The sequence below is a fragment of the Micromonospora sp. NPDC003816 genome (assembly GCF_042874705.1).
Classification (GTDB): Bacteria; Actinomycetota; Actinomycetes; order Mycobacteriales; family Micromonosporaceae; genus Micromonospora.
Map to the genome: position 1 here is coordinate 89,361 of NZ_JBIANP010000009.1, position 25,254 is coordinate 114,614.

A 25,254-nucleotide genomic window follows, 5' to 3' on the forward strand; every position below is an offset into this window, starting at 1 on the left:
CACCTGAGCCCCGGCGACCGTGGGGAGGTTCCGTCCGCCGGTCGGGCCGCCGATCCGGACGATCGGGGCGGACACGGATCCGGAGGTGCGAGTGGGACGGGTCAGGACGGTCGTCGCGGTGGCCGGCGTCCTCGGTGCGGCGGCGGGCCGTACCGCCCGGGTGGTGGTCGCGCGCCGGTGGGCCGGACGCGGCCGGGAGCCCGCCGGTGCCCGCGCCGGGCGCTGGCAGGTGGTGACGGTCGACCGTCCGGCGGAGGAGGTCCTGCCGGCACGCGGCTGGCCCGAGCCGCTGCGTCGGCTCGACGGCGCCGTCGACGTCACGCTGCGCGCCGCGCCCGGCGACCGGGGCGTCGAACTGGCCGCCCGAGCACTGCCCGACACCACCTGGCCCGGGTTCGCCGCGCACCTGGTCGGCGACGACCCGCAGCTCCTGGTGCGCCAGGCGTTGTGGCAGGTCAAGCAGCTCGTCGAGGCCGGTGAGGTGTTGCGCGCCGACCGCCGGCCCACCGACCGTCCGGCGCGCCCGCCGGGATGAGGGCGCTCTGCGTGACCTCCGGCGGGGAGCTGGCCGTGCGCCAGGTCCCGGACCCGGAGCTGCGCAACGACCAGGACATGATCGTCCGGGTACGCCGCAGCGCCACCTGCGGCGCGGACCTGCCGCTGCTCGCCGGGCGGACACCCGGCCCGTCCCCCGGCGACGTACTCGGCCACGAGTTCCTCGGTGACGTGCTGGAGGTCGGTCCGGCGGTCCGCCGGCACCGGGTCGGTGACCGGGTGGTGGTCTGCGCCTCGGTGGCCTGCGGCGCCTGCTGGTACTGCCGGCGTGGGCTGCCGGCGTGCTGCGACAACGGCAGCACCGAGCCGGGCGCCGGGGAGGCGGAGTGGGGGCACCCGGTCGCGGGCTGCTTCGGCCAGCCCCGGGGCGCCGGTGGCTTCGCCGGCAGCCACGCCGAGTACGTACGCGTGCCCTACGCCGACGTCGGGGCGTTCACCGTGCCGGAGTCCGTCGGCGACGACCGGGCCCTGTTCGCCTCGGACGCCGCCCCGGCCGGCTGGATGGCCGCCGACCTGGGCGCGGTCCGCCCCGGCGACGTGGTGGCCGTCTGGGGCGCCGGGGCCGTGGGGCAGTTGACCGCCCGGGCGGCCGGGTTGCTCGGCGCCGACCGGGTGGTGGTCGTCGACCGGCATCCGGGGCGGCTGCGGATGGCCCGTCAGCACACCGGCGCCCACACCCTCGACCTGCGGCACACCGACGTGCTGGCGGAACTGCGCGAACTCAGCGGCGGGCGGGGGCCGGACGTCTGCGTGGAGGCGGTCGGCGGCCCGGCCGAGGAACCCCGGTCGCTGGCGGACCGTTTCACCGGACGCCGCCGCACACCCGAGGCGCTGCGCGAGGCGGTGCACGCCTGCCGCAAGGGCGGCACCGTCTTCGTGCTCAACGGCGGCGCCCGCGTCGTCGACGCGTTCCCGACCGGCGCGGTGGTGCACAAGGGGCTCACCGTGCGCGGGGCGCGCCAGCACGGCCAGCGGTACATCCCGATGCTGCTGGACCGGATGGCCCGCGACGAGCTGCGGACCGAGCACCTGGCTACGCACCACTTCCCGCTGGAGCGGGCGGCCCAGGGGTACGCGCTCCTCCTCGACCGTCCCGACGACTGCGTACGGGCCGTGTTCACCCCGCACGAGCCGCCGTCGATCGACGTCCGGCCTGGTGGATGACATCATCGCGGGATGGCTGCGGAACGGACGTACGACGTCGTGCTGTTCGGGGCGACCGGGTTCACCGGTGAGCTGACCGCGCAGTACCTGGCCCGGCACGCGCCGGCCGGACTGCGCTGGGCGATCGCCGGGCGCAACCCCGACAAACTGGCCGCCGTCCGGGACCGGCTGGTCGCGATCACGCCGGCCCTGGCGGACCTGCCACTGCTCACCGCCGACGTCACCGACCCGGCGTCGCTACGGGAGGTGGCCGCGCAGGCCCGGGTGGTGGCAAGCACCGTCGGCCCGTACGTGCACCACGGGGAACCGCTGGTGGCGGCGTGCACGGCGGCCGGCACCGACTACCTCGACATCACCGGCGAACCCGAGTTCGTCGACCAGATGTACCTCCGGCACCACGCCGAGGCGACCCGCACCGGCGCCCGGCTGGTGCACGCCTGCGGCTTCGACTCGATCCCGCACGACCTGGGCGTCTGGTTCACCGTCAAGCAACTCCCCGCCGACGTGCCGATCACCGTCGACGGTTACGTACGGGCCGGCGGCCGGTTCTCCGCCGGCACGTACCACTCGGCGCTGACCGCCTTCTCCCGGCGGGCCGAGACGTCCCGGGCGGCCCGCGAGCGGCGGGCCGCCGAACCGCGACCCACCGACCGCCGAGTCCGCGCCGTGCCGGGCAAGCTGGCCCGGTCGCGGGACCTGCCGGTCTGGGCGGTGCCGCTGCCGACCATCGACCCGCAGGTGGTCCGCCGCTCGGCGGCGGCCCGACCCGAGTACGGGCCGGACTTCCGCTACCGGCACTTCGCGGCCGTCAAACGCCTGCCCACCGTGCTGATGGCGGGCGTCGGCCTGGGCGCGCTGGCCGGGCTGACCCGGCTGCCCCCGGCCCGGCGCTGGCTGCTCGGACGGCTCTCCTCCGGCCAGGGCCCGAGCGCCGAGCAGCGGGCCGAATCGTGGTTCCGGGTCCGTTTCGTGGGCACCGGCGGCGGCCGTCGGGTGGTCACCGAGGTGGCCGGCGGCGACCCCGGCTACGACGAGACCGCCAAGATGCTCGCCGAATCCGCCCTCTGCCTCGCCCTGGACGACCTGCCGGCCACGTCCGGCCAGGTCACGCCGGTGACCGCGATGGGCGACGCGCTGCTGACCCGACTCACCACCGCCGGCCTCACCTTCCGCATCCTCGGGTGAGGTGAAAGGAAGGGCACCTTATTAACGCCTCGTGCATAGGAAGGGCCCCTTCCTAACATCCGAACGACCGGCGGGGGTCGGGCTTCGGGGGTCGGGAGCCGGGTTGACCCTCGACCTGGTCGAGGCGGCAGGATCTGCGGGGTGGATCGTGACTTGCGCAGCATCGGCGAGGTGGCCCGGGACAGCGGGCTGACGGTGAGTGCCCTGCGGTTCTACGACGCCGCCGGGGTCCTGGTGCCGGCGCGGGTGGACCCGGTGACCGGATATCGCCGCTACACCGACGAGCAGGTGGCCTCGGCCCGGCTCGTCGCCGGACTGCGCCGGGTGGGCCTGCCGGTCGCCGAGATCGCCCAGGCGGTACGCGCCGAACCAGCCGTCGTGCACCGGCTGCTCGACACCCAACTGCGCCGACTGGCCGACGGACTGGCCGACGCGCGCCGCGAGGTGTCCCGGATCCGGGCACTGGTGCCGCTCGACGAGTCGACGGCCGCCACCCGGCTCACCGTGGACCGTGCGGGACTCACCGCCGCCGTGGCCGCCGTCCGCTTCGCCGTCGGGACCGATCCGGACCTGCCGGCGCTCACCGGTGTCCTGTTCGACGTGACCGACACGGGCGTACGACTGGTGGCGACCGACCGGCACCGGCTGGCGGTGGCGAGCGTCCACGCGGCGGTGGACGGCCCGGCGGTGCGTACGCTGCTGCCGCTGGCGGCGGTGGACCGGCTGCGCCGACTGGTGACCGACCCGGACGTCGACGCGCACGAGGTACGGCTGACGGTGACCACGTCCCGGCTGCACGCCGACGTGGCCGGGCGGGAGCTGCACGTCACGGCGCTGCCGGACGACTTCCCCGACTACCACGTGCTGCTGCCACGGGCGGGCGCGCACGGGCCGACACACCGCATCACGGTGGACGGTGAGTGGCTGGCCGGCGCGCTGCGGGCGGGCGGGCCCACGCTGACCCGCGAGTACGCCGGGGCTGCGCTGCCGGTGGCCGTACTCGGATTGGGGTCGGACGACGGACTCCGCCTGCTCGGCCCCGACGACCTGCACCACGCCGCCGACCTGCCCGGCTCGCCCGACCTCGCCGACAGCGGCCCGGACGGCAGGGGCCCGGCCGACAGCGGCCCGGACGCTGACGGCGAGTACGCCGAACTGCGGGTCGGCGTGAACGGCGAGTACCTGCTCGACGCGTTGGACGCGGCCGGTGGCCGGCGGTTGGTGCTCGAACTGGACAGCCCGCTCACCCCGCTGGCGATCCGCCGCCCGGACGACGAGGGTGCCTTCTCCATCCTGATGCCGATCCGCCTCTGACCGAACGCGCCCACCGGCTCCGCGCGAGCCCGCCCACCGGCGGCCGCCTCTGGCAGTGGGCCCGCGCGGACCGAACCACCGGCTCCGCGCGAGCACGTTGCCGAGCAGGATCGGTGTGCCGGGTGCGGGAGTCGGGGCGATCCGGGCGCGGCGGTAGCATCTGGTAGTCCACCCGACTTCCGGACGGAGGCGTACGGAGCAGCATGCTCGACATGGAGTTGATCCGGAAGGATCGCGACGCGGTGGCGACCGCGCTGGCGAAGCGGCTCGAAGCCGCCGAGGTCGACCGGGCGCTGGACGACATCCAGCAGCTCGACCGGGAGCGTCGCCGGCTGATCAGTGAGATCGACGGGGAACGCCAGCGCCGCAAGGCCGAGGCCCGGGCGTACGCGCAGGCGAAGCGGGCCGGTGTCGAGCCGGAGACGACCTCCGAGGTCGGCCGGAAGCAGATCGCCGAGTTGGAGAGCGAACTCGACGAGGTGCAGGCACGGCTGCGTACCGTGATGAGCGAACTGCCCAACCTGCCTGCCGAGGACGTGGTCCCCGGCGGCAAGGAGGCCAACCGGGTGGTGAAGACCTTCGGCGCGCCCCCGGCGATCGAGAAGATCCGCGACCACGTCGAGTTGAGCCGGGCGTTGGGCCTAGTCGACCACGAGCGCGGGGTCAAGCTGGGCGGGTCGGGCTTCTGGATGTACACCGGCCTGGGCGCCCGCCTGGAGTGGGCGCTGGTCAACTGGCTGATCGAGAGCAACATCGAGGCCGGGTACGAGTTCCTGCTCCCGCCGCACCTGCTGCTGGACACCGCGGGCTTCGCCGCCGGCCAGTTCCCGAAGTTCTACGACGACGTCTACCACCTGGACAAGCAGTCCGCGCCGCGCGGGCAGTTCCTGCTGCCGACGGCGGAGACGGCGATCCTCGGCGCATACCAGGACGAGATCCTGGAGACCGCGAAGCTGCCGCTGCGGGTGTTCGCGTACACCCCCTGCTACCGCCGTGAGGCGGCGGGCTCGCACTCGGACGAGCGCGGCACCGTCCGTGGCCACCAGTTCAACAAGGTGGAGATCTTCCAGTTCACCCTGCCCGAGCAGGCCGACGCCGCGCTGGAGCAGATGGTCGCCCACGCGGAGAGCCTGGTCGAGGGGCTGGGCCTGCACTACCAGCGCAGCCTGCTGGCGGCCGGCGACTCCAGCGCCTCGATGCGCAAGACGCTGGACATCGAGGTGTGGATGCCCAGCACCGGCAAGTACAAGGAGGTCTCGTCGGTCTCCTGGGGCGGTGACTACCAGGCCCGACGGGCGGCGATCCGCTACCGCGAGCCGGGCGGCAAGCAGACCCGGTTCGTCCACACGCTGAACGGCTCGGCGCTGGCGACCAGCAGGCTGCTGCCGGCCATCCTGGAGCAGTTCCAGCAGGCCGACGGTTCGGTGCTGGTGCCCGAGGTGCTCCGCGACCGGATCGGCACCGACCGACTCACCCCGCGCTGACCGGTTCGTCGGGGGTCGCCGCGTGCGGCCCCCGTGCGGTGTCAGCCGCGTGCGGCCCCCGTCCGGTGTTAGCAGGGGACCCCTGTTCTACCGCAGGCGTTAACAAGGTGCCCTTCCTTCGCAGCAAGCCGGCTAGCAGCAACACGCCGACAGCCGCGACGAGCACCGCCGGACCTGCGCTGTCCAGCGTCGCCGCCAGCCACCGCTGGACACCGGCGGCGGCGCTCACCACCGGATCGGCGAGCGCCTCGCGCCGACCGGCGGCCAGCCGCGCCTCGTACCAGCCGTACCAGGCGACGTAGCCGCCCGCGAGCAGCAGCACCAGACCACTCACGCGAGGGGCCCAGGCGCCGGCGCCCCGCAGCCGGGCCACCACCTCGCCGCGCAGCAGCGCCACGCCGAGCGCGGCCACCGCGACCACCAACCCCATCCCCAGGGCGTACGCCCCGAACAGCGCCAGCCCGCGCCCGGTCGACCCGGCCTGGAGGCTGGTCACCACGATCGCCAGGAACGGTGCGATGGCGCAGCCCAGCGAGGCGGTCGCGTACGCCATGCCGAACAGCACCATCGACGGCCACCTGCGGGTCAGTCGGGGCGCCCGGGTCAGCGGACGCAGGCTGGGCAGCCGTCGTCCGGCGAGCAGCCAGCAGCCGAGCAGCAGGAGCAGCAGTCCCAGCCCGACGGTGAACCACGGCAGCCGGGGACGCAGCCAACCCGCGAACGGGGCCAGGGCCAGGCCGAAGGCGCCGAACACCAGCACGTACCCGCAGGTGAGCGCCGCGGCGGCGGCGAGTGCCCGGCCCACCGCACCCCGGGTGTCGGTGGCCCCGGCGACCAGCAGCGACAGGTACGCCGGCAGCATCGCGAAGCCGCACGGGTTGACCGCGCCGAGCATGCCCGCGGTCAGCGCGAGCAGGAGCGGCGCCTCCATCAGGCGGCCAGCGCGGTGACCCGGCGGGTGAGGTCCTCCCCGTCGAGCCACCCCTTGTGCGCGACCTTGCCCTCACGATCGATGATCACGAACGTGCTCTGCTCGACGATCCCGAACCGCTTCCAGAGCGTGCCCTGCCGGTCCTCGATCTGCGGCATCGGGCCGAGTTCGAACTCGGTGACGAAGTCGGTCATCGCCTTGCGTTCGCCGAGCCCGGCGACGCCGATGATCGGCACGGTGTCCCGGAAGCCGGGTTCGATCTCGGCGATGGTCCACGCCTGGCTGGCGCAGGTGGCACACCAGGGCGCCCAGAACCAGAGCACCACCGGGCGACCGGCCAGGGCGGCGGCGTCGAACTGCGTACCGGCCAGGGTCTGCCCGGTGAACCGCAGGGTGTCGGGCACCGGCACCGGGGTGGTGGGACCGGGCGTCGGTCCGGCGGGCTCCGCAGACGCCGAGGCGGGTGCGGGTGCGGACTCCGGTACGGCCGCCGCCTCCTCGACCGAGCCCGCGGCACCGCAGCCGCCGGCCGCCAGCGCCGCGGCGAGCACAACGGCGACCGCACAAATGGCACGTCGCGTCTGTCGGACCGGCCTCATCGGTGTCTCCTTCGCTTCGCTGGTCCGGCCACCGGCCGCCCCGTCCGTCCCGCTTCGGTCACGGCACGCGCACGCACCCCCGCTCCGGTCGCGACACGCGTGCCCGGTGCCGGGCCTGGTCGCGGCACGCTCAGGCCTTGGTCAACCGCAGCGCCAGTTCCGGGCACACCTTGACCGCCTTCGACGCGCCCTCCCGCAGCCAGGTCGGCACCGGGGTCGGCGGGAAGGCGGGATAGCCGTTCTGGTCGAGCCGGATGAAGTCCGGCACCACGTGGGCGCAGAGGCCGTGGCCGTCGCACCGGGACCAGTCCAGGACCAGCTTCTGCGGGTCCGGGTCGGGGGCGCCGGGCAGGCCCATCATGCCCTTGACCCGCCGGCCGCAGCCCTCGCCGGTGGTGTGCTTCTTGAGGTCGTCGGCGAAGACCTCCATCGCCGACAGCGCGAAGCGGGACGTACCGTCGGGGTGGCTGCACGCGCCGCGCCCCTTGACGTCGCCGGCGGCGGCCCGGACCACCTCGACCGGCGCGCTGCCGGAGACCGCCAGGTCGACCGCGCGGGCCAGGTCGGGCAGGCCGCGCTTGCACGGCCCGCACTGCCCGGCCGACTCACCGGCCAGATAGCGCACCACCTGGGCGGCCTCGCCGAGCGGGCAGGTGTCGTTCGCGAGCGGCACGATGATGCCGGCGCCGAGGGTGCCGCCGACCGCGGCGAGTCCCTTGCGGGAGACCTCGGCTTTCTCCGCCGCCTCCCGGGTGATCCACTTGCCGTGGTAGCCGCCCATCAGGATGCCCGGCCCGTCGGGGACCTCGCAGAGTTCGAGGATCTCCCGCAGCGGGGTGCCGGCCGCGCACTCGACCACCGCGTGCCGCTTCGCCGCGCCGGTCACGCTGAGCAGCACGGTGCCCGGCTCGTCGTCGGTGCCGAGCGCCGCGTACTCGTACGGCCCGAGGCGGGCGGCCACCGCGAGCTGCGAGTACGTCTCGGCGTTGGAGAGCAGGGTGGGCAGGTTGCTCACGCCGGAGTCGCTGGAGCGCTTCTTGGTGCCGGGCGGGATGTGCGGCAGCCCGTTGATCCCGTTGACCAGCGCGCCGCCCTCCCCGCTGATGAACCGGTGCGGCACCGTCACCACGCTGGTCGGCACCGGCATCCGCCGCTCGTCCAGCGCCTCCATGAGGGAGTCCCGGCCGACCAGGTCGTCGGCCACGCAGAGCACGATCTCCTCGGCGTCGAGCGCGAACGCGGCCAGCGCCGCGCCGTCCAGGATCAGGTGCGGGGCCCGGGTGAGGATCACCTTGTCCTTCCAGCTCGCCGGCTCCCCCTCGGTGGCGTTGACCACCACCACCGGCGGCAGGTCCTGGCGTTCGCAGGACTCCAGCACCGCCCGGAGCTTCCTGGCGAACGGGAACCCGGCACCGCCCTTGCCCTTGAGCTGGATGCCCTCCGCGAGACGCAGCAGGTTGGACGGCTCCATCGGGCTGATCGGGCCGTGCACCATCTCGTGGGCCTGCAGGTCGAGCCGGCCGAACTCGGCGAACCCGGCGGTGAGCCGGGGCTCGCCGACGCAGGCCACCGGCGGGACCACGGCACGCTCCGTCACTTGGCCTCCCCTCGCAGTCCGGCCCAGTACGCGCCGTCCACCTTCTCCGGGTCGGCCCGGCGGCGTCGGCTGTCCGACGCCCGGCGGGCGCGCCGGGAGGCGAGGTCGACCAGGGTCGGGGTGTCGTCGTCCACGGCGTCCTCCGCGGCGTACCGGGCCGGCGGCCGCCAGTAGTCGTTCTCCGCCTCGGGCACGTCGTCGTCCACGCTGTGCCGGCCGCCGCCGCTGCGGGGCTCGGCGGAGATGGGCGTACCGGAGATCGGCGAACCCGAGATGGGCGCACCGGAGATCGGACCGGCCGAGATCGGCGCGTTCGACTCCCAGCGACGCGGGCTGTCCCAGGGCTCCTCCGGCTCGTCGATGCGGGAGCGCGGCGGGGACGAGTAGCGGGTGCCGGCGTCGGCGTCGGCCCGAGAGCGGCGGTACCGGCCGGTCTCCTCGTCGTCGCGACGGCGCCGACCACCCGGCTCGCGCTCGTACTCCAGCTCCTCCTCGCGGCGGCGCGAGGATCGGCGGCCCACCGACTCGCGCTCCTCCTCGCGGCGGGAGGCGCGCCGCCGGACCGGCTCCTCGTCCTCGCGGACCCGGCGGCTGACCGGCTCCAGGTCCTCCTCGTCCCGGCGGTACGCGCGCCGTCCGGTGGACTCCAGCTCGTCGTCGCGGCGGACGGTACGCCGGCCGACCGGCTCCTCGTCACGCCGTCGGGACACCGGCTCCATCAGCTCGGTCTCGCGGCGGATGGCCCGCTCGAACTCCTCCTCCTCGCGACGGGAGGGACGGCGCACCACCGGCTCCAGCTCCTCGTCGAGGCGGTCCCGTCCGGGGCGTACCGGCTCACGCAGGCTGCCCGGCTCGGGCACCACCGGCACGGTGAAGCGCTCCGGGTCGTTGCGCCGGATGGTCGGGCTGGCCCAGGTGCCGGAGGTGCTCTCGGCCCAGCTCATGTCGCGGCGGACCCGCTTCTCCCGGCCGTCCTCGCCCTCGGCGCGCCGGCCGGTCAGGGTGCCGAGCAGGCCCTTGCCCCGGGTCTCCTCGGTGGTCTTGCTGCCGGTCATCGCCTCGTTGAGCGCGGCGGCCTGGTGCTGCTCGCGACTGCGGCGCTGGAGGCTGACCGAGAGTCGGACCATCAGCGCCACCACGACCAGCACCACGCAGAGCCAGTAGCTGAGGGTGACCCAGGTGGCCGGCGCGCGCCCGGCGCCGAGGCCGTGGAAGATGCCGAAGGGCCAGGACACGTACGCCATCGAGTGCAGGCCGCGCCACAGCCACTTGGGGCCGACGTCGGCGAACCGGGCCCGGATGATGCCGGTCCAGAGCACACCCACCATGAGCAGCGCGGCGATGGTGCCGAGGCCGACGTAGAGCCCCCGGCCACCGACGAACGGCACCGCCGCGTCGGTCACCCCGGCCCGACCGCTGGCGATCTTGGTGATCACGTGGAAGACCAGGCCGGCGACACCGAGGATGCCGGTGGCCCGGTGCGCCGACTGCAACAGCACCCGGTGCCGGATCAGCAGCACCAGCCGGTCGGTGGCGAGCAGCCCCATCATCACCGTCAGGCTCAGCGCGACCAGGGCGATCACACCGGCGAAGAACTCGGTAAAGAAGAAACCCATCGCGTACGCCCGCTGACCGGCGCTGGTGAGCATCATCAGCGCCCACAACGCCGCGATCCCCGACGCGGACAGCGCCAGGATCTGGCTGCGGGACCGTACCTGGATCCCCCTGGTGCTGGTGCTGGTACGGACGGCAGGCGCCTTCTCGTTCTGCGTAGCCCGGGCCATGTGCTCCTCGATCGTCTCGCGGCGGCGCACCGCCGGCCGACCCTGTTCCCCACACCAGTACGTCTCCGGCGTTCAGTCGGATTAGATCCGACCGAAAATTTCTCGACGAGTTGTCGAACCGTCCCCCCGCCCGGCGCGTGTAACGCCGCCACCGCACCTCCGGGCGCACTGACGGACGTCCATGCATTGACAGGTGATGAAATGCGCTTGTAACCTTGCTGAAATTTTCAGTCCCGGTTGCAAGATCCGGGCAGCCGCACCATCCTCCCCCGTCCTCCGGCACCCCCGGGAGCACCCGATGCGTCGACGTCGACTCCGCCCGGCGATCATCGCCCTCGCCGTGATCGCCAGCCTCCTCGCACCCAGCACCGTGACCGCACCCCCGGCCAGCGCCGCCCCGGCAGGCGGCAAGAAGGTCATCGCCAACCTCTTCGAGTGGAACTGGCCCTCGGTGGCTGCCGAGTGCACCAGCACACTCGGCCCGAAGGGCTACGGCTACGTCCAGGTCTCGCCCCCGCAGGAACACGTACGCGGCAACCAGTGGTGGGTCGCCTACCAGCCGGTCAGCTACCGGATCGAGTCCCGCAAGGGCACCCGCGACCAGTTCCGGTCCATGGTGGGCACCTGCCAGGCGGCCGGCGTCAAGGTGATCGTCGACGCCGTCGTCAACCACATGTCCGGCCAGACCAACGGCGGCACCGGCTGGGCCGGATCGACCTACCAGCATCACGTCTACCCCGGCATCTACCAGGCGCAGGACTTCCACTACTGCGGCCGTAACGGCAACAACGACATCGTCAACTACCTCGACCGGTACGAGGTGCAGACCTGCGAACTGGTCAACCTCGCCGACCTCAAGACCGGCTCCGAGTACGTCCGGTCCCGGCTGGCCGGATACCTCAACGACCTGCTCTCCCTCGGCGTGGACGGCTTCCGGCTGGACGCCAGCAAGCACATGCCCGCCGCCGACATCGCCGACATCCTGCGCCGCCTGAACCGCCCCGCCTACGTGGTGCAGGAGGTCATCCACGGTGCCGGCGAGCCGATCCGACCCGAGGAGTACACCGGCAACGGCGACGTGCACGAGTTCCGCTACGGCAAGGACCTGGCCCGGGTCTTCCGCTCCGAACGCCTCGCCTACCTGCGCAACTTCGGCGAAGGCTGGGGGCACCTGCCCAGCTCGGTGTCGTCGGTCTTCGTGGACAACCACGACACCCAGCGCGACGACGGCGGGGTGCTCACCTACCGCGACCGGGGCACGTACGCCCTGGCCAACGCCTTCATGCTGGCCTGGCCGTACGGCTCACCGACGGTGATGTCCAGCTACACCATCACCAACCGCGACGCGGGCCCGCCCTCGGACGGCACCAACAGGACGCTGAACACCACCTGCTACTCGGGCTGGGAGTGCGAGCACCGCTGGCCGGTGATCGCGAACATGGTCGGCTTCCGCAACGCCACCGAGGGCACCGGCGTCAGCAACTGGTACGACAACGGCTACCAGCACATCGCCTTCAGCCGTACCGGCCGGGGCTTCGTCACCATCAACGACGAGGACTTCCCGATCACCGGCCGCTCGTACCAGACCGGGCTGCCCGCCGGCCGCTACTGCGACGTCATCCACGGCACCTTCACCAACGGCACCTGCAGCGGCCCGATCATCACCGTCGACGCCAACGGCTGGTTCGCCGCCACCGTCCCCGCCCACGACGCCATAGCCCTCCACACCAACGCCCGCCTCCCCTAACCTCCACCCACCCACCCCGCCCCCTGCCCCCGCCCCTGCCCCTGCCCGCCGCCCGCCCCGCCCCGTCCCCGTCCCGCCCCGTTGATCAAGAGCTTTGGTTCAGGAATCCGCCGGAACCCGATGCAAACTTCTTGATCAACTCGGGCGGGGCGGGGCAGGGGGCGCGGGGGCAGTGTGGGGGAAGTGGGGTTTCTGGGGGGTTTGGGTTGTTAGGGTTAGTTGTGCAGATTGGGGATTGGGGCAGGAGGCGGCGCGGGGTCGCTGCGGCGGTCGGGGTCGCCGTACTGCTGGGTGGGTCGGCGTACGCGGGGTGGGCGCTGACGCCCTCGGCGGGACCGGCACCGGTCGCCCGACCGAGCGACCGGGCCGAGATCCCGAGTACGACGTTGCCACCGCTCGACGAGCCCGTCCCGACGGCGGCACCGGCACCGGACGACCTGCCCGAGATCGCCTACGATCCGGCACCGGCCGGCTTCCCCGACGACCCGGACACTCTGGACACCACCCCGTTGACCGAGGGGCTGCGGCCGACCCGGCGACTGGCCGCGTACGACGGACCGGGCGGGCGACCGGTGGCCTTCCTGATGCCCACCATCAGCGAGGTGCCGCTCACCGTGCCGATCGCCCGACGCGAGCAGGGCTGGACCGCCGTCCTGCTGCCGTCGGCCAACCGCAAGCTGGCCTGGTTGCCACCCGGCGGCTACCGGACCGTCGCGCTGCGCGACCAGATCGTGGTGGAACGGGTGCCGTACCGCCTCACCTGGTACCGCGACGGCGTCGCCCGCCGTACCTGGCAGGTCAGCCTGGGTCAGCGCGGCCAGGAGACACCGCTGGGCCGCACCTTCGTCCTGGGCCGCACCCCGCCGCCGGAGAGCGTCTACGGCGGGGTGGACATCTATGCCCTCGGCTCGGTCCCCGACGACCCGGCCTCCGTGCCGGACGGGCTGCGCGGCGCCCACATCGGCATCCACACCTGGCACCACGACGGTGAACTGGGCCAGCAGACCACCAACGGCTGCATCCGACTCACCCCCAGCGGGCAGCGACTGCTGCTGACGGAGGTACCCGAGGGCAGCCCCGTGGTGGTCGTCGACGCACTACCCGCCCCGCCCTCGACCGCCTGAACGCCGCCCGCCGCCGGTCCACATCGGGGAACGCCGCGGTCCGTGACGGGTACGAGCGTCGTGTCCTACGGTGACAGCCGTGACGATGCCTGCGCTACACCGGTCCGGCGTCGAGATCATTCGCCGCGAGGTGCCGTGGGTACCGGTAGTCGGAGCCGGCGGAGCCCTCGGCCTGTTCGCCTTCGTCGGCGACGAACTGCCGGGAGTGTGGGGCCTGGTCATCCTCACACTGGCCAGCAGCGGCTTCGCCTGGGGCATGGCGGCGCTGCTGGCGGGCTACGCGTCGACACGGCACGAGGTCGCACCCGTCAACGCCACCGTGCTGTTGCTCCTCGCCACGGTCACCTACTACGGACTGATCCTGATCGCCGGACGGCGTTGGCATCTCGGCCAGTTGGCGGACGGCAGTTCTGCCGCCGCGTCGGGCCTGGCGTCGGTGGGACGCCACACCGCCTTGTGGGTCGTCGCCTCGGTCGCCGCCGGCGTGGTGCTGGGCTGTCTGGGCTCGATCATCCGACGCGGTGCACGGCTACCGGCATCGGTCGCCGCCGGGGTGGCCCTGGGGCTGCTAGCCGGCCAAGGGCTCCACGACGTGTTGACCTTCCGGGCGTGGGGCGCCCTCGACGCCTTCTTCCTCGGCAGGCTCATCGCGGCCGGGATGGGCGTCTCGCTGGCCACGGTGGGAGTCACCCTCCTCTTCGTACGCTCCCGGGCCGCGAGATCCTGGCCGGTCTTCGTCGGGACGTCCCTGCTGATCAGTACGGCGGGAGTGTTGCTGTGGAGCCAGATCGAGTCGATCAGACAGGCTCTGTGAACGTGCCGCCCCATCGGACTGAACCGCGCCTCCTGTCCAGCTGAACCGCCTGTGCTCTCGGCCCAGTCGCCAGCCACGCCGGTGACTCGTTCACGCCGTCAGCTCTAAAGCGGTCGCAGAGGCATGCCGGCGGTAGCGCCCCGTCGGCGTCGTGATCGCCATCGCCGCACGTCGGCGGTGTCGCCAACGGACTTTGCACGCCGCAGGCGGCACTGGGTCGTCGCGGCAGTCGGCATGCCGGTGCTGCTCGCGTGGGGGATCTTCGCCTACCGGCTCACCGAACAGGCAGCCGCGTGCGGCGCGGTGCACGGTCCGGAGTCGGCCCGTGTTCGCCCCCGTTGGCATGGTCACGGTCTTCGGGGGTATCAGCGGACACATGAGGGCGAGTTTCCGGCTCGGCCGGGTCGTGGGCGTACCTGTCGGGGTCAACTGGAGCGTCCTGGTCATCTTCGCGCTGATCTGGTGGGGGCTCTCGGCCAACCTGTTCCCGGCGTCGTACCCGGACCGGTCGGTGGTCGCGTACGTGCTGGCGGGGCTGGCGGCGGCCGTCGTGTTCTTCCTGGGCCTGCTGGCGCACGAGGTGTCGCACGCGGTGGTGGCCAAGCGCAACGGGCTGGGCGTCACCGGCATCACCCTCTGGCTCTTCGGTGGGGTGGCGGAGCTGCGCGGCGAGGCGCGTACGCCCGGTGCCGAGCTGCGCATCGCCGGGGTGGGGCCGCTGGTCAGCCTGATCATCGGCGTCTTCTTCGGGGCGATCGCGATGCTGCTGGGCCTGGCCGGGGTGCAGGGGTTGTGGCTGGGCGTGATGGCCTGGCTGGGCGGGATCAACCTGCTGCTGGCGGTCTTCAACATCCTGCCGGCCGCCCCGCTGGACGGTGGGCGGCTGCTGCGGGCGGCGGTGTGGAAGGCCACCGGGGACCGGACCCGCGCGACGGTGGTGGCGGCGCGGGCCGGGTGGGTGCTGGGTCTGGCGCTGATCGGTTTCGGGCTGTTCCGGTTCCTCACCGGCGCCGGTGTGGGTGGGCTCTGGCTGGCCCTGATCGGCTGGTTCCTGATCGGCGCGGCCAGCCTGGAGGAGCGGCAGGCGCGGGTGGGTTCGGCCCTGCGGGGGATCCGGGTGGCCGACGTGATGACGCCGCAGCCGCAGACCGCCTCGGGCGAGATGACGGTGGCCGACTTCGTGGACAACTACCTGTTCGCGTACCGGCACACGGCGCTGCCGTTGACCGAGGACGGTCGGCCGGTCGGCCTGGTCACCCTCGACCGGGTACGCGGAGTGCCGAGTGACGCGCGCGGCAGCACCACGCTGGAGTCGGTGGCCTGCCGCTCCGACGAGTTGGTGCTGGCCTCCCCCGACGAGCAGCTCACCGATCTGCTGCCCCGGCTCAGCGACTGCGCCGACGGGCGGGCGCTGGTGGTCACCGACGGTCGCCTGGTCGGCATCGTCTCACCCAGCGACATCAGCCGCGCGGTGCAGCGCGGCGCGATGCGCGACCAGGTCGACGTGGGCCGGTGACAGCTCAGCGGGGGAAGAGGCGGTCCAGTTCCCCCGTGCGGAACCTGCCGGCCGGGTCCAGCCGGGTGAGCAGCGCGGCGAAGTCCGCCCAGCGGGGGTACGTGGCCGCGATCGTCTCAGGCGGCAGCGTGAAGACCTTGCCCCAGTGCGGGCGCGGGGCGAAGGGGGCCAGCGCGCGCTCCACCTCGGCGAGCACCGGCAGCACCTGTGTGGTGTCGGCGATCCAGGTGAAGTGGACGGCGAGGGTGTCCCGCTCGTACTGGGGGCTCAGCCACAGCCGGTCGGCCGCGATCGTCCGCAGCTCGCTGGTCTGCGAGACCGGGGCGATCAGGTGGGCCACCTCGTCCAGCGCGGCCAGCGCCTCGGCGGCGTCGGCGCGCGGCAGGTGGTACTCGGACTGCAGCTCGTCGCCGCTGCTCGGGGTGAATCCGAGCCGGAAGTGCGGCAGCCGCTCGTGCCACGGCCCGGCCACTCCGAGCTGCTCGGTGCAGTTGACCGTGGGCATGCCGGGCACCGGGTGCCAGGGCCGGTCGGCCGCCGTCGTGCCGAGCCAGTCGGCGGGCGGTGGCGGCTGGTCGGCGAGCTGCTTGCGCCAGACCTGGGTGCCGAGGGTGGAGCGCCAGTCGGTGAAGACGCTGACGCTGTACGCGGCGGCGAGCGCCTCGTCCAGCGCGGCGCGCGGCAGGTCCAGCCGGACGTACTGCCGGACGTCGTAGGTGGGCACCACGTCCAGGGTGACCCGGGTGACCACGCCGAGTGCGCCGAGGGCGACGACCGTGCCGGCGAAGTCGGCCGAGTCCCGGTCGACGGTGTGCAGGTCACCGGTGCCGGTGACCAGTTCGAGTCCGGCGACGGCGGTGGCCAGGTTGCCGACGGTGACGCCGGAACCGTGGGTGCCGGTGGCGACCGCGCCGGCCACCGAGATGTGCGGCAGGGAGGCGAGGTTGGCCAGCGCGTACCCCCGCTGGTGCAGCCAGGTGGCCAGGTCGCCGTAGCGGGTCGCGGCCGGGACGTCGACGGTCCGGCGGTGCGCGTCGAGACGGATCGTGTCCGGCAGCCCGGAGAGGTCGACCAGGTCGCCGGTGGTGTCGCCGAGCCGGTTGAAGGAGTGTCCGCTGCCCACCGCCCGGATCCGGTCGCTGCCGGCGACCAGCTCGCGCAGCTCGTCCAGGGACGACGGCCGGTGGTGCGCCCGCGCGGAGTACCGGATGTTGCCCGCCCAGTTGCGCTGCGTCGACACGCGACCTCCCCCTTCCGCGCCGACGGTTACCGTCGGCTCCGTCGGGGAACCCTACGCCGATGAGCAGCTACCGTGATCCCGCCCCTCGTGGCGACGTGTACCCCTCCGAGGAGGAGATCGACCCGACCGGCAGCGGGGTGTTCCCGGCCAGCGCTCCGGCCGGTGCGTACCCGGCGGGCCAGCCGACCCCGCAGCCGTCGCCGGGACCGTCGCCGTCGCCGGTGCCGACCCCCGGCCCGCCGCCTCGCATGGAGGGCGGCGCCCGGTCGATAGTCAGCCGGCACCTGGACGGTTCGGTCTCGGTGGTCACCGACTTCGACGGCGACGGCGTGGCCGACGTGGTGCAGTACGACCTCGACGGCGACGGCATTCCGGACGTCACCTATCTCGACAACGACCGGGACGGGCGGCTGGAGACCGTGCTGCGGACCCCGGCCCCCTGACAGGCCGGAGTCGACACCGCACCGCCCGGAGCAGCCGCACGCGCAGAGCAGCCGCCACCGCGCAGCGCAGCCGCACCGGTCAGAGCTGCGGCAGCACCTGCGAGGCGACCAGGTCCAGGTGGTCCAGGTCGCCCAGGTCGAGCACCTGGAGGTAGGCCCGCTGGCTGCCCACGGCGGCGTACCGGCCGAGCTTGTCGACCACCTCGGCGGGCGTGCCGGCCAGCCCGTTCTCGCGCAGCTCGTCCGGTTCCCGGCCGATCACGGCGGCCCGTCGGGCCACCTCGGCGTCGTCCTTGCCGCAGCAGAGCACCAACGCGTTGGACCAGGTCAGCTCGTCCGGGTTCCGGCCGATCTCCTGGCAGGCGGCACGGACCCGCCCGAACTGGGTGACCGTGTCGTCGATCGAGACGAACGGCAGGTTGAACTCGTCGGCATACCTGGCGGTGAGCTGCGGGGTCCGCTTCGCGCCCATGCCGCCGAGCAGGATCGGCGGGTGCGGCTGCTGCACCGGCTTGGGCAGCGCCGGCGAGTCGCTGACCTGGTAGTGGCGGCCGGTGAACGCGAACGTCTCCCCCGGCGGGGTACGCCACAGACCGGTGATCACGGCGAGCTGCTCGTCCAGCCGGTCGAAGCGTTCCTTGAGTGCCGGGAACGGGATCCCGTACGCGCTGTGCTCGGCGTCGTACCACCCGGTGCCGATGCCCAGTTCGACCCGGCCGCCGCTCATCTGGTCGACCTGCGCGACGGTGATGGCCAGCGGGCCGGGCAGCCGGAACGTCGCGGCGGTCATCAGGGTGCCGAGCCGGATCGAGCGGGTGTCGCGGGCCAGCGCGGCCAGGGTCGTCCAGGCGTCGGTGGGGCCCGGTTCGCCGCTGACCGACCCCATCTTGAGGTAGTGGTCCGAGCGGAAGAAGGCGCCGAAGCCGGTCTCCTCGGCACGCCGGGCCACGGCCAGCAGGTCGTCGTAGGTCGCACCCTGCTGAGGTTCGGTGAAGATCCGCAGTTCCATGGACCGAGCATAGAAAGCCCACAGCCGTACCGCCCGACTTGTGGCGTTGATCTAGGGTGGTGCGGTGGGTGAACCGGTCGTCGCCGTCGCGGACCTGCACGTCGCGTTCGGCAGCGTGACCGTGGTGCGGGACGTCGGCTTCGACCTGCCGGCGGGCGGTGCGCTCTGCCTGGTCGGCGAGAACGGCGCGGGCAAGTCCACCGTGTTGCGCTGCGTCACCGGCCTGACCGACCCGAGCGCGGGCCGGGTCCGGGTGTTCGGGGCCGCGCCCGACGGCTCGGCCGCGTTCTGGCGCCGGGTGGTCGCCACCGTCGAACAGCCCAGTTGGTACGCCGGACTGACCGTCCGGGAACACGTGGAGCTGGTCCGGTTGGCCGGTGGCCACGACCCGGCCGACGGTCGGGTGGACGAACTGCTCTCCGTGCTGGGCCTGCGGGATCTCGGCGACGGCACCCCGGACCGGCTCTCCTCGGGCGAGCGGCAGCGGCTGCTGCTCGCCGCCGCCCTGGCCCGCCCGGCGGAGCTACTGGTGCTCGACGAGCCGGAGCAGCGGCTGGACGCGGCGATCCGACCGGTGGTGGCCGGTCTCCTCGGCGACCACCTGGCCGCCGGTGGGAGCATGCTGTTCGCCAGTCACGATCCGGTCTTCGTGGCCGCCCTCGACTGTCCGGTCCTGCGGCTGCACACCGGGTCACCGGCGCCCGAACCGGGCACATGACGCGGGTGGGCGAGGCGGTTACCCGCCGGGAGCCGGTGCCGCCGACCGCCCGCAGGCTGCGCCGCTGGGTACGCCGGCAGCGGGCCGAACGGGCCCCCTCGCTCTCGCTGGAGAACGTGTACCTGCTGCTGCTGACCGTGGCGATCGCGGTCGCGATGTTCGGTCCGGGTGTCGGGTCGGCGATGTGGCCGGCGACGGGGGCGGCCCCGCCGGACCGGCTCGTGGTGCTGGTGCTGCTGGGTGCGGGTGCTGTCGGCCTGATGCTGCTGTTGCGTCAGACGGGCCCGCTGGTCCTCGGGCGCGGTGAGCTGACCTGGTTGCTGCCGGCGCCGGTGCCCCGGCGGGGGCTGCTGCTGCCGGCGCTGGTGCGGGCACTCACGGTCGGGGCGGTCATCGGCGCACTGCTGGCGCTGGCCGGCGCCGCCCGACTGGCGGTCCGCCCGGTCGCCGGGTCCGCCCTGGCCGCCTGGCTCGCCCTGGGTACGGCCCTCGGTGCGCTCCTGGCGTTGCTCGCGGTGACCGCGCAGCGTCGCCCCGGGTACGCCCGGATGCTGGACGTGGCGTTGCCGGCGCTGCTGGTGGCGTTGGGCGCGACGGTGCTGCTCGCCCGGGTACGACCGCTGCCGGCGCTGCCCGGTGTCGCGGCGCCGCCGCTCCCGCTCACCCTCGGCGCCCTGCTCGTCGTCGCGGGCCTGACCGCCCTGGCCGTCCGCGACCTGGCGCGCCTGCCCGACGTCCGGCTGCACGAGCCGTCGTTGACCGTCGGCACGTACCTGGACGCCGCGTACGCCGTCGAGCCGTCGTTCCTCGCCGACCTGCGCGAGCGACGGTACTGGCGGCGGCGGGCACTGCGGTCCCGGCCGTTGCGTCCCCGGTTCGGCCGGCTGGTGCCGCTGCAACAGGATCTGCTGGTGTTGCGCCGACGCGGGTGGCGGCTGGGCTGGCTGGCCGTGGCGACTCCGCTGCCCGCGTTGCTCAGTGCCGGTGCGGACTGGATGCCGGCGACCGCCCTGGTGCTGGGGGCGGTCACCACCGCCGGGGTCACCCTCGACGCGTTGCGCCGCGACGCGGCCCACCCGGCGCTGCTGCGGCTGCTCGGGCTGACCGGTCGACGGGCGGTCGCGATCCGGCTGGTCGTGCCGACGGTGCTGGCCACGGCCTGGTCCGGTCTGGCCGTGGCGGTGCTGGGGTTGCTCGGCGACCTGCCGCCGGGCCCCTGGTGGGCGCTGGGGCTGGCTTTCGGCCCGACGGCCGCGATGATGGCCGTCCGGCGGGCGCAGGCGGGCCGGATCGACCACTCCCTGCCGCTGGTCGTCACCCCGATGGGCGCCTTCTCGCCCGGCCCGGTGCTGTGGCTGTTCAACGGCACGGACGTGCTGCTGTTCGCGACGCCCACGGTGGTCGCCCTCCTGGGTCCGGTGCAACCGGGCTGGGCCTGGGTCGCCGCCCAGGCCGCCTGCGCGGTGCTGGCGGTGCTGGCCTATCTGCGCTTCGGCACGGACGGCCGCCGTCCCCGGGTGTGAGTCACCGGCCGTTCCGGTCGAAGTGGACGCAAATTCTTGCAGCGTTTACAACTGTCCGCAAGATGCTGGTGGCAAGTCGAATCGACTTGTGAATCAGAGGTTCCCAAGGATCGACGTCACTGTTACGGTCACGCCATCACCGCAACTTCTTGCATAACTTGCAGGAAGCCGTGCTGTCACCACGTCTGCCTGACCGTCCCCCGAGGAGGGCCCGTGCGAATCCCCCGTCCCCGCGCCGCGATACCCGCGGCACTGGCCGCGACACTGGTCGCGGTCGGTCTCACCGTCGTCGCCGCCGGCACCGCGCCGGCCAGCGCCGCCGACGTACGCGCCAACGGCGACGCGATCGTCCACCTGTTCCAGTGGCGGTGGGACTCCGTCGCACAGGAGTGCGAGAGCACCCTCGGGCCCCAGGGCTGGGGCGGCGTGCAGGTCTCCCCGCCGCAGGAGCACGTGGTGCTGCCCAGCGCCGAAGGCGCCACGTACCCGTGGTGGCAGGACTACCAACCGGTGTCGTACCGGTTGGACTCGACCCGACGCGGCACCAAGGCCCAGTTCGTCGACATGGTCGAGCGCTGCCGCGCCCAGGGCGTGAAGATCTATGTGGACATGGTGCTCAACCACATGAGCGGCACCGGTTCGGCGGGCAGCGGTCCGGGCAGCGCCGGCACCGTCTACGGCAAGTACAGCTACCCCAACCTCTTCGACGACGGCTCCGGCGACGCCTACGGCTACGGCGACTTCGCACCCTGCTACCGGCGGATCAGCAACTGGGGCAACAAGCAGGAGGTCCAGGACTGCGAGCTGCTCGACCTGGCCGACCTGAACACCGCCGATCCCGAGGTACGCCGCAAGATCGCCAAGTACATGAACGCGGTCATCGACCTGGGGGTGGCCGGCTTCCGGGTGGACGCCGCCAAGCACGTCCAGGAGGCGCACCTGGGCGACATCATCAACCGGTTGCGGGACGTACCCGGCTTCGGCGGTCGACCGGACCTGTTCCACGAGGTGTACGGCGACGGGACGATCCCCTACACCGCGTACGCGCCGTACGGCGGGGTGACCAACTTCGACTACCAGCGCGCCGTCTCCTCGGCGTTCCGCGACGGCAACATCGCCCAGTTGGGCAACCTGCCGAACTACGGTGGACTCACCGCCGCACAGGCGGTCGTCTTCGTCGACAACCACGACACCCAGCGTGAGAACCCGACGCTGACCTACAAGAGCGGCGCCCGCTACTACCTGGCGGACACGTTCATGATGGCCCACCCGTACGGTCGGCCCCAGCTCATGTCGAGCTACGCGTTCGGCTCCGTGCACGGGCAGGGCCCGCCCAGCTCGTCCAACGGCACCACGCTGGCCGCCGACTGCACCGGCGGCGCCTGGATCTGCGAGCACCGCAACGCGGGGGTGGCGGGCATGCCGGGCTTCCGCAACGCGGTCGCCGGCACCGGCATCGGATCGGTGGTCACCGACGGCAACGGGCGGTTGGCCTTCGCCCGGGGCAACCGGGGGTACGCCGCCTTCAACGCCACCACCAGCGCCTGGAGCCGTAGCTTCGCCACCTCGTTGCCGGACGGCCGCTACTGCAACGTCGGTCGCGGCGCGTACGACCGGTCCACCGGGGCCTGCCCCGGCGGCGCGGTGACCGTCTCCGGTGGCGCCTTCACCGCGTCGATCGCCGCAGACCAGGCGGTCGCCCTGCACGTCGAGGCCCGACTGGACGGCGCCACGCCCACCCCGACGGTGACCCCGACCGGCTCGCCGACCCCGACCGCGAGCCCGACGGTCCCGGCCGGTTCCACCCGGTTCACCGCCACCGTCTCCACCGACCCCGGCCAGGAGGTGTACGTCGTCGGCTCGATCCCGGCGCTCGGCTCCTGGAACCCCGCGAACGGGGTGAAGCTCTCCACCACCTCGGGCAGCTATCCGACCTGGACGGGCTCGGTGTCGGTGCCCGCGGGCACCGCGTTCGAGTGGAAGCTGGTCAAGGTCGGCAACGGCTCGGTGCAGTGGGAGAACGACCCCAACCGCACCGGCACCGCCGGCACCGCGCTGACCGCCACCTGGAACCAGCCGGTCAGCACCCCGCCGGCCGCCACCACGGTCTCCTTCCGGGCGACCGCCACCACCACGCTCGGCCAGCACCTCTATGTCGTCGGCGACCTGCCCGCGCTCGGCGGCTGGGACCCGGCCAAGGGGGTCCGCCTGTCGCCGACCGCCTACCCGCTCTGGACCGGCGGGCTGAACCTGCCGACCGGCACCGCGTTCTCCTACAAGTACGTCAAGCGCACCGACTCGGGCCAGGTGGTCTGGGAGTCGGGCGCCAACCGCACCGCCACCGCCACCGGCTCGGTCACCCTGACCGACACCTGGCGCTGACCGCGACCGAACACAGCGGCCCCTCCCGACGTCGTGTCGGGAGGGGCCGCCCCCGTTCCGCCCGGTCGACCGGGTCGGGCCTCGGCGCGTCGACGGTCAGGGGGTCGCGCGCCGGATGATCAGATAGCTGACGGCGGCGAGTGGCAGCGTGAGCAGCGCCGGCCAGCCCACCAGGAGGACGGCGCCCGACTGGTCGGCGAACCAGCCACCGATCGCCGACCACCAGCCACGCCAGGTCGCCAGCACCACGGCTCCACCGATCACGACCAGCGCCACGGTGCTCAGGGCGAGCATGCCGTTGACGCCCCACCGCTTGAACACCAGAGCGATCGCGATCCCCAGGAAGCCGAGCAGCAGGAACGGGATCGCGAAGCCGAGGAAGCGCAGCACCGGGTTCTCCACCCAGAGGAACGGGATGCCGAAGAAGGTCAGGCCGACGCCCCAGCCTGCGGTCGCCTCCTCGATGACGGCGAGCAGGTAGAGCAGCCCCGCATAGATGACCGCCTGGGCGCCGAAGGTGAGCACGTTGCCGAGGTAGAAGTTGCGGCGCGAGATGCCCAGTCCGATCGCGAACGGGAAGTCCTGAGTGATGCTGTTGACGCAGGCGACGAACATCACGACGTAGATGCTGGCCAGTCCACCCGTGGTCGGTGTGGAATCGGTCGACTCGTTCATCGAGCTGAAGAGCGCCAGGTTGATGAGGAAGCTGAGGGCGAGGATCCCCCAGGGCCAGCCGACCACGCTGGGCCAGGCGACGAACTGAAGCCGGGCGACGGTCAGGGCACGGTTCATCGGAGCGCCTCCGTGCTGGTCGCGCCGGCGGCGTGTCCGTCGGCCGAGGTGGTCAGGCGCACGACGGTGTCCTGCAACGACGCGGCCTCCAGGGCCAGGCCAAGGGACCGGGCCCGCTCCTGGTCCGCCGGGCCGAAGTCACCGCGTACGGTGGCGCGGGCCGTGCCGCCGAGCAGCACCCGGTGCAGTTCGGTGGCGGTACGGCTGAACTCGTCCACCGCCGCGACCGGGCCGGCGACGGTGAGCACCTGGCCGCGCAGGGCCTCCGCCTCCTCGTCGAGCAGCAGCCGTCCGGCGTCGATCAGCAGCACGTGCTCGATCAGGTCGCTGACCTCGTCGATGAGGTGGGTCGAGAGCACGATCGTGCGGGGGTGTTCGGTGTAGTCGGCCAGCAGCCGGTCGTAGAAGATCTGCCGGGCCACCGCGTCCAGGCCGAGGTAGGGCTCGTCGAAGAAGGTCAACGGTGCCCGCGTGGCCAGCCCGACGATGATGCCCAGCGCCGAGAGCATGCCCCGGGAGAGCTTGCGGACGTTGCGTCGCGGCGGCAGCCGGAAGTCCTCGACCAACTGCTGCGCGAACGCCTCGTCCCACCCGGGGTGGACCAGGGCGGCGGCCCGCAGCACGTGCCGCACCTGGAGGTTCGACGGGTAGGTCTGGCTCTCCTTGATGAACGAGATCCGGGACAGCACGCCCTCGTTCTCGTACGGGTGCTGCCCGAAGACCGCGACCTCGCCGGAGGTGGCGAAGTTCTGCGCGGTGAGGATCTGCATCAGCGTGGTCTTGCCGGCACCGTTGCGTCCCAGCAGGCCGTAGATCCGGTTTCCGGCGAGCGAGAAGCTGACCCGGTCCAGCGCCGTGACGCCGCGGTACTTCTTGGTGAGGTCGGTGACGGTGACGACGGGGCTCATCGCTCCCCCTCCCAGGTGTCGATCATGCTCTTGAGTTCCGCCGGGTCGATGCCGAGCTTGCGTGCCTCGGCGACCAGCGGTTGCACGTACTGCCGGGCGAACTCGTCACGGCGTCGACCGCGCAGCGTGGCGCGGGCACCGGAGGAGACGAACATCCCGATTCCTCGTTTCTTGTAGAGCGTTCCGTCGTCGACGAGCTTGTTGACCCCCTTGGCGGCGGTCGCCGGGTTGATCCGGTGGAAGGCCGCCAACTCGTTCGTGGACGGCACCTGCGCCTCCTCGGCCAGCGTCCCGTCCAGGATCGAGTTCTCCAGCAGCTCGGCGATCTGGAGAAAGATCGGCCGACCGTCCTCCATCACGCCCGCCACCCGCCACCCTGGTTGGCCGGTTCACTACTCATGTAACTAACCATGCAACCTCGGTGC

At 72.9% G+C, this 25,254-nt stretch carries 22 protein-coding genes; 13 read left to right on the plus strand and 9 right to left on the minus strand.

Features of this window, described 5'->3' with window-relative positions:
- Nucleotides 1-91 precede the first annotated feature (91 nt).
- From ACFYTT_RS24610 to serS, 5 genes are all read left to right on the plus strand, one after another.
- Nucleotides 92-535 (plus strand): hypothetical protein, encoded by a 444-nt coding sequence (locus ACFYTT_RS24610; protein ID WP_387262617.1) that lies wholly within the window; start codon nucleotides 92-94, stop codon nucleotides 533-535.
- A complete protein-coding gene (locus ACFYTT_RS24615) occupies nucleotides 532-1,719 on the plus strand; it encodes an alcohol dehydrogenase catalytic domain-containing protein (protein ID WP_387262619.1) in 1,188 nt (395 codons plus the stop codon). The genes ACFYTT_RS24610 and ACFYTT_RS24615 overlap by 4 nt, the downstream gene beginning before the upstream one ends.
- 12 nt (nucleotides 1,720-1,731) lie before the next feature.
- Nucleotides 1,732-2,904 (plus strand): saccharopine dehydrogenase family protein, encoded by a 1,173-nt coding sequence (locus tag ACFYTT_RS24620; protein ID WP_387262622.1) that lies wholly within the window; start codon nucleotides 1,732-1,734, stop codon nucleotides 2,902-2,904.
- Between the two features lie 141 nt (nucleotides 2,905-3,045).
- Nucleotides 3,046-4,218, plus strand: coding sequence for a MerR family transcriptional regulator (locus ACFYTT_RS24625; RefSeq protein ID WP_387262625.1), 1,173 nt, complete (start codon nucleotides 3,046-3,048; stop codon nucleotides 4,216-4,218).
- Between the two features lie 203 nt (nucleotides 4,219-4,421).
- On the plus strand, nucleotides 4,422-5,702 hold the full coding sequence (serS, locus tag ACFYTT_RS24630; RefSeq protein ID WP_387262627.1) for a serine--tRNA ligase: 1,281 nt from the start codon (nucleotides 4,422-4,424) through the stop codon (nucleotides 5,700-5,702).
- On the opposite strand, the gene ACFYTT_RS24635 is transcribed toward serS, so the two are convergent.
- From ACFYTT_RS24635 to ACFYTT_RS24650, 4 genes are all read right to left on the minus strand, one after another.
- Nucleotides 5,689-6,633: a cytochrome c biogenesis CcdA family protein gene (locus ACFYTT_RS24635; RefSeq protein WP_387262630.1), complete on the minus strand. Its 945-nt coding sequence runs from the start codon at nucleotides 6,631-6,633 to the stop codon at nucleotides 5,689-5,691. The genes serS and ACFYTT_RS24635 overlap by 14 nt on opposite strands.
- Entirely contained in the window at nucleotides 6,633-7,232 is a 600-nt protein-coding gene (locus ACFYTT_RS24640) for a redoxin domain-containing protein (protein WP_131055584.1), read from the minus strand. The genes ACFYTT_RS24635 and ACFYTT_RS24640 overlap by 1 nt, the downstream gene beginning before the upstream one ends.
- A 130-nt stretch (nucleotides 7,233-7,362) precedes the next feature.
- Nucleotides 7,363-8,829 (minus strand): NADH-ubiquinone oxidoreductase-F iron-sulfur binding region domain-containing protein, encoded by a 1,467-nt coding sequence (locus ACFYTT_RS24645; protein WP_350698391.1) that lies wholly within the window; start codon nucleotides 8,827-8,829, stop codon nucleotides 7,363-7,365.
- Nucleotides 8,826-10,643 carry a hypothetical protein gene (locus tag ACFYTT_RS24650; RefSeq protein WP_387262634.1) on the minus strand — a complete coding sequence of 606 codons (1,818 nt, stop codon included), beginning with the start codon at nucleotides 10,641-10,643 and terminating at the stop codon, nucleotides 8,826-8,828. The genes ACFYTT_RS24645 and ACFYTT_RS24650 overlap by 4 nt, the downstream gene beginning before the upstream one ends.
- Nucleotides 10,644-10,911: 268 nt before the next feature.
- Here ACFYTT_RS24650 and ACFYTT_RS24655 point away from each other — a divergent pair, with 268 nt between their 5' ends.
- From ACFYTT_RS24655 to ACFYTT_RS24670, 4 genes are all read left to right on the plus strand, one after another.
- Nucleotides 10,912-12,360 carry an alpha-amylase family protein gene (locus tag ACFYTT_RS24655; protein WP_176095000.1) on the plus strand — a complete coding sequence of 483 codons (1,449 nt, stop codon included), beginning with the start codon at nucleotides 10,912-10,914 and terminating at the stop codon, nucleotides 12,358-12,360.
- A 221-nt stretch (nucleotides 12,361-12,581) separates the two neighbouring features.
- Entirely contained in the window at nucleotides 12,582-13,484 is a 903-nt protein-coding gene (locus ACFYTT_RS24660; protein ID WP_387262637.1) for a L,D-transpeptidase, read from the plus strand.
- A 79-nt stretch (nucleotides 13,485-13,563) separates the two neighbouring features.
- Complete coding sequence (locus ACFYTT_RS24665) at nucleotides 13,564-14,298, plus strand: hypothetical protein (protein WP_131052996.1); 735 nt, start codon at nucleotides 13,564-13,566, stop codon at nucleotides 14,296-14,298.
- A 376-nt stretch (nucleotides 14,299-14,674) separates the two neighbouring features.
- A complete protein-coding gene (locus ACFYTT_RS24670) occupies nucleotides 14,675-15,814 on the plus strand; it encodes a site-2 protease family protein (protein ID WP_131052997.1) in 1,140 nt (379 codons plus the stop codon).
- A gap of 4 nt (nucleotides 15,815-15,818) precedes the next feature.
- On the opposite strand, the gene ACFYTT_RS24675 is transcribed toward ACFYTT_RS24670, so the two are convergent.
- Nucleotides 15,819-17,054 (minus strand): D-arabinono-1,4-lactone oxidase, encoded by a 1,236-nt coding sequence (locus ACFYTT_RS24675; protein ID WP_387262639.1) that lies wholly within the window; start codon nucleotides 17,052-17,054, stop codon nucleotides 15,819-15,821.
- A gap of 59 nt (nucleotides 17,055-17,113) precedes the next feature.
- On the opposite strand from ACFYTT_RS24675, the gene ACFYTT_RS24680 reads away from it, so the two are divergent.
- Complete coding sequence (locus tag ACFYTT_RS24680) at nucleotides 17,114-17,497, plus strand: thrombospondin type 3 repeat-containing protein (protein ID WP_131052999.1); 384 nt, start codon at nucleotides 17,114-17,116, stop codon at nucleotides 17,495-17,497.
- Nucleotides 17,498-17,576: 79 nt separating this feature from the next.
- On the opposite strand, the gene ACFYTT_RS24685 is transcribed toward ACFYTT_RS24680, so the two are convergent.
- A complete protein-coding gene (locus ACFYTT_RS24685) occupies nucleotides 17,577-18,506 on the minus strand; it encodes an LLM class F420-dependent oxidoreductase (protein ID WP_387262640.1) in 930 nt (309 codons plus the stop codon).
- A 64-nt stretch (nucleotides 18,507-18,570) separates the two neighbouring features.
- Here ACFYTT_RS24685 and ACFYTT_RS24690 point away from each other — a divergent pair, with 64 nt between their 5' ends.
- The 3 genes from ACFYTT_RS24690 to ACFYTT_RS24700 all read left to right on the plus strand — a co-directional run bounded on the left by ACFYTT_RS24690 (nucleotide 18,571) and on the right by ACFYTT_RS24700 (nucleotide 23,129).
- Nucleotides 18,571-19,224 carry an ATP-binding cassette domain-containing protein gene (locus ACFYTT_RS24690; RefSeq protein ID WP_387262642.1) on the plus strand — a complete coding sequence of 218 codons (654 nt, stop codon included), beginning with the start codon at nucleotides 18,571-18,573 and terminating at the stop codon, nucleotides 19,222-19,224.
- Between the two features lie 5 nt (nucleotides 19,225-19,229).
- Nucleotides 19,230-20,747 carry a DUF6297 family protein gene (locus ACFYTT_RS24695; RefSeq protein ID WP_387262643.1) on the plus strand — a complete coding sequence of 506 codons (1,518 nt, stop codon included), beginning with the start codon at nucleotides 19,230-19,232 and terminating at the stop codon, nucleotides 20,745-20,747.
- A 213-nt stretch (nucleotides 20,748-20,960) separates the two neighbouring features.
- Nucleotides 20,961-23,129, plus strand: coding sequence for a carbohydrate-binding module family 20 domain-containing protein (locus ACFYTT_RS24700; protein ID WP_387262645.1), 2,169 nt, complete (start codon nucleotides 20,961-20,963; stop codon nucleotides 23,127-23,129).
- 96 nt (nucleotides 23,130-23,225) lie between these two features.
- On the opposite strand, the gene ACFYTT_RS24705 is transcribed toward ACFYTT_RS24700, so the two are convergent.
- Genes ACFYTT_RS24705 through ACFYTT_RS24715 form a run of 3 tightly spaced genes read right to left on the minus strand, consistent with a single transcriptional unit; the run spans nucleotide 23,226 to nucleotide 25,197 of the window.
- Nucleotides 23,226-23,921 carry an ABC transporter permease gene (locus ACFYTT_RS24705; protein WP_387262648.1) on the minus strand — a complete coding sequence of 232 codons (696 nt, stop codon included), beginning with the start codon at nucleotides 23,919-23,921 and terminating at the stop codon, nucleotides 23,226-23,228.
- Nucleotides 23,918-24,829, minus strand: coding sequence for an ABC transporter ATP-binding protein (locus ACFYTT_RS24710; protein ID WP_387262651.1), 912 nt, complete (start codon nucleotides 24,827-24,829; stop codon nucleotides 23,918-23,920). Before ACFYTT_RS24710 ends, ACFYTT_RS24705 begins: the two co-directional genes overlap by 4 nt.
- On the minus strand, nucleotides 24,826-25,197 hold the full coding sequence (locus tag ACFYTT_RS24715) for a GntR family transcriptional regulator (protein WP_236145711.1): 372 nt from the start codon (nucleotides 25,195-25,197) through the stop codon (nucleotides 24,826-24,828). The genes ACFYTT_RS24710 and ACFYTT_RS24715 overlap by 4 nt, the downstream gene beginning before the upstream one ends.
- Between the last annotated feature and the right edge of the window lie 57 nt (nucleotides 25,198-25,254).

What these genes read in the sequence shown, in the direction of transcription:
- ACFYTT_RS24615 (WP_387262619.1), top strand. Translation starts at nt 532, where the DNA reads ATGAGGGCGCTCTGCGTGACCTCCGGCGGGGAGCTGGCCGTGCGCCAG.
- ACFYTT_RS24620 (WP_387262622.1), top strand. Translation starts at nt 1,732, where the DNA reads ATGGCTGCGGAACGGACGTACGACGTCGTGCTGTTCGGGGCGACCGGG.
- serS (WP_387262627.1), top strand. Translation starts at nt 4,422, where the DNA reads ATGCTCGACATGGAGTTGATCCGGAAGGATCGCGACGCGGTGGCGACC.
- ACFYTT_RS24635 (WP_387262630.1), bottom strand. Translation starts at nt 6,633, where the DNA reads ATGGAGGCGCCGCTCCTGCTCGCGCTGACCGCGGGCATGCTCGGCGCG.
- ACFYTT_RS24640 (WP_131055584.1), bottom strand. Translation starts at nt 7,232, where the DNA reads ATGAGGCCGGTCCGACAGACGCGACGTGCCATTTGTGCGGTCGCCGTT.
- ACFYTT_RS24655 (WP_176095000.1), top strand. Translation starts at nt 10,912, where the DNA reads ATGCGTCGACGTCGACTCCGCCCGGCGATCATCGCCCTCGCCGTGATC.
- ACFYTT_RS24670 (WP_131052997.1), top strand. Translation starts at nt 14,675, where the DNA reads ATGAGGGCGAGTTTCCGGCTCGGCCGGGTCGTGGGCGTACCTGTCGGG.
- ACFYTT_RS24680 (WP_131052999.1), top strand. Translation starts at nt 17,114, where the DNA reads ATGAGCAGCTACCGTGATCCCGCCCCTCGTGGCGACGTGTACCCCTCC.
- ACFYTT_RS24685 (WP_387262640.1), bottom strand. Translation starts at nt 18,506, where the DNA reads ATGGAACTGCGGATCTTCACCGAACCTCAGCAGGGTGCGACCTACGAC.
- ACFYTT_RS24705 (WP_387262648.1), bottom strand. Translation starts at nt 23,921, where the DNA reads ATGAACCGTGCCCTGACCGTCGCCCGGCTTCAGTTCGTCGCCTGGCCC.
- ACFYTT_RS24710 (WP_387262651.1), bottom strand. Translation starts at nt 24,829, where the DNA reads ATGAGCCCCGTCGTCACCGTCACCGACCTCACCAAGAAGTACCGCGGC.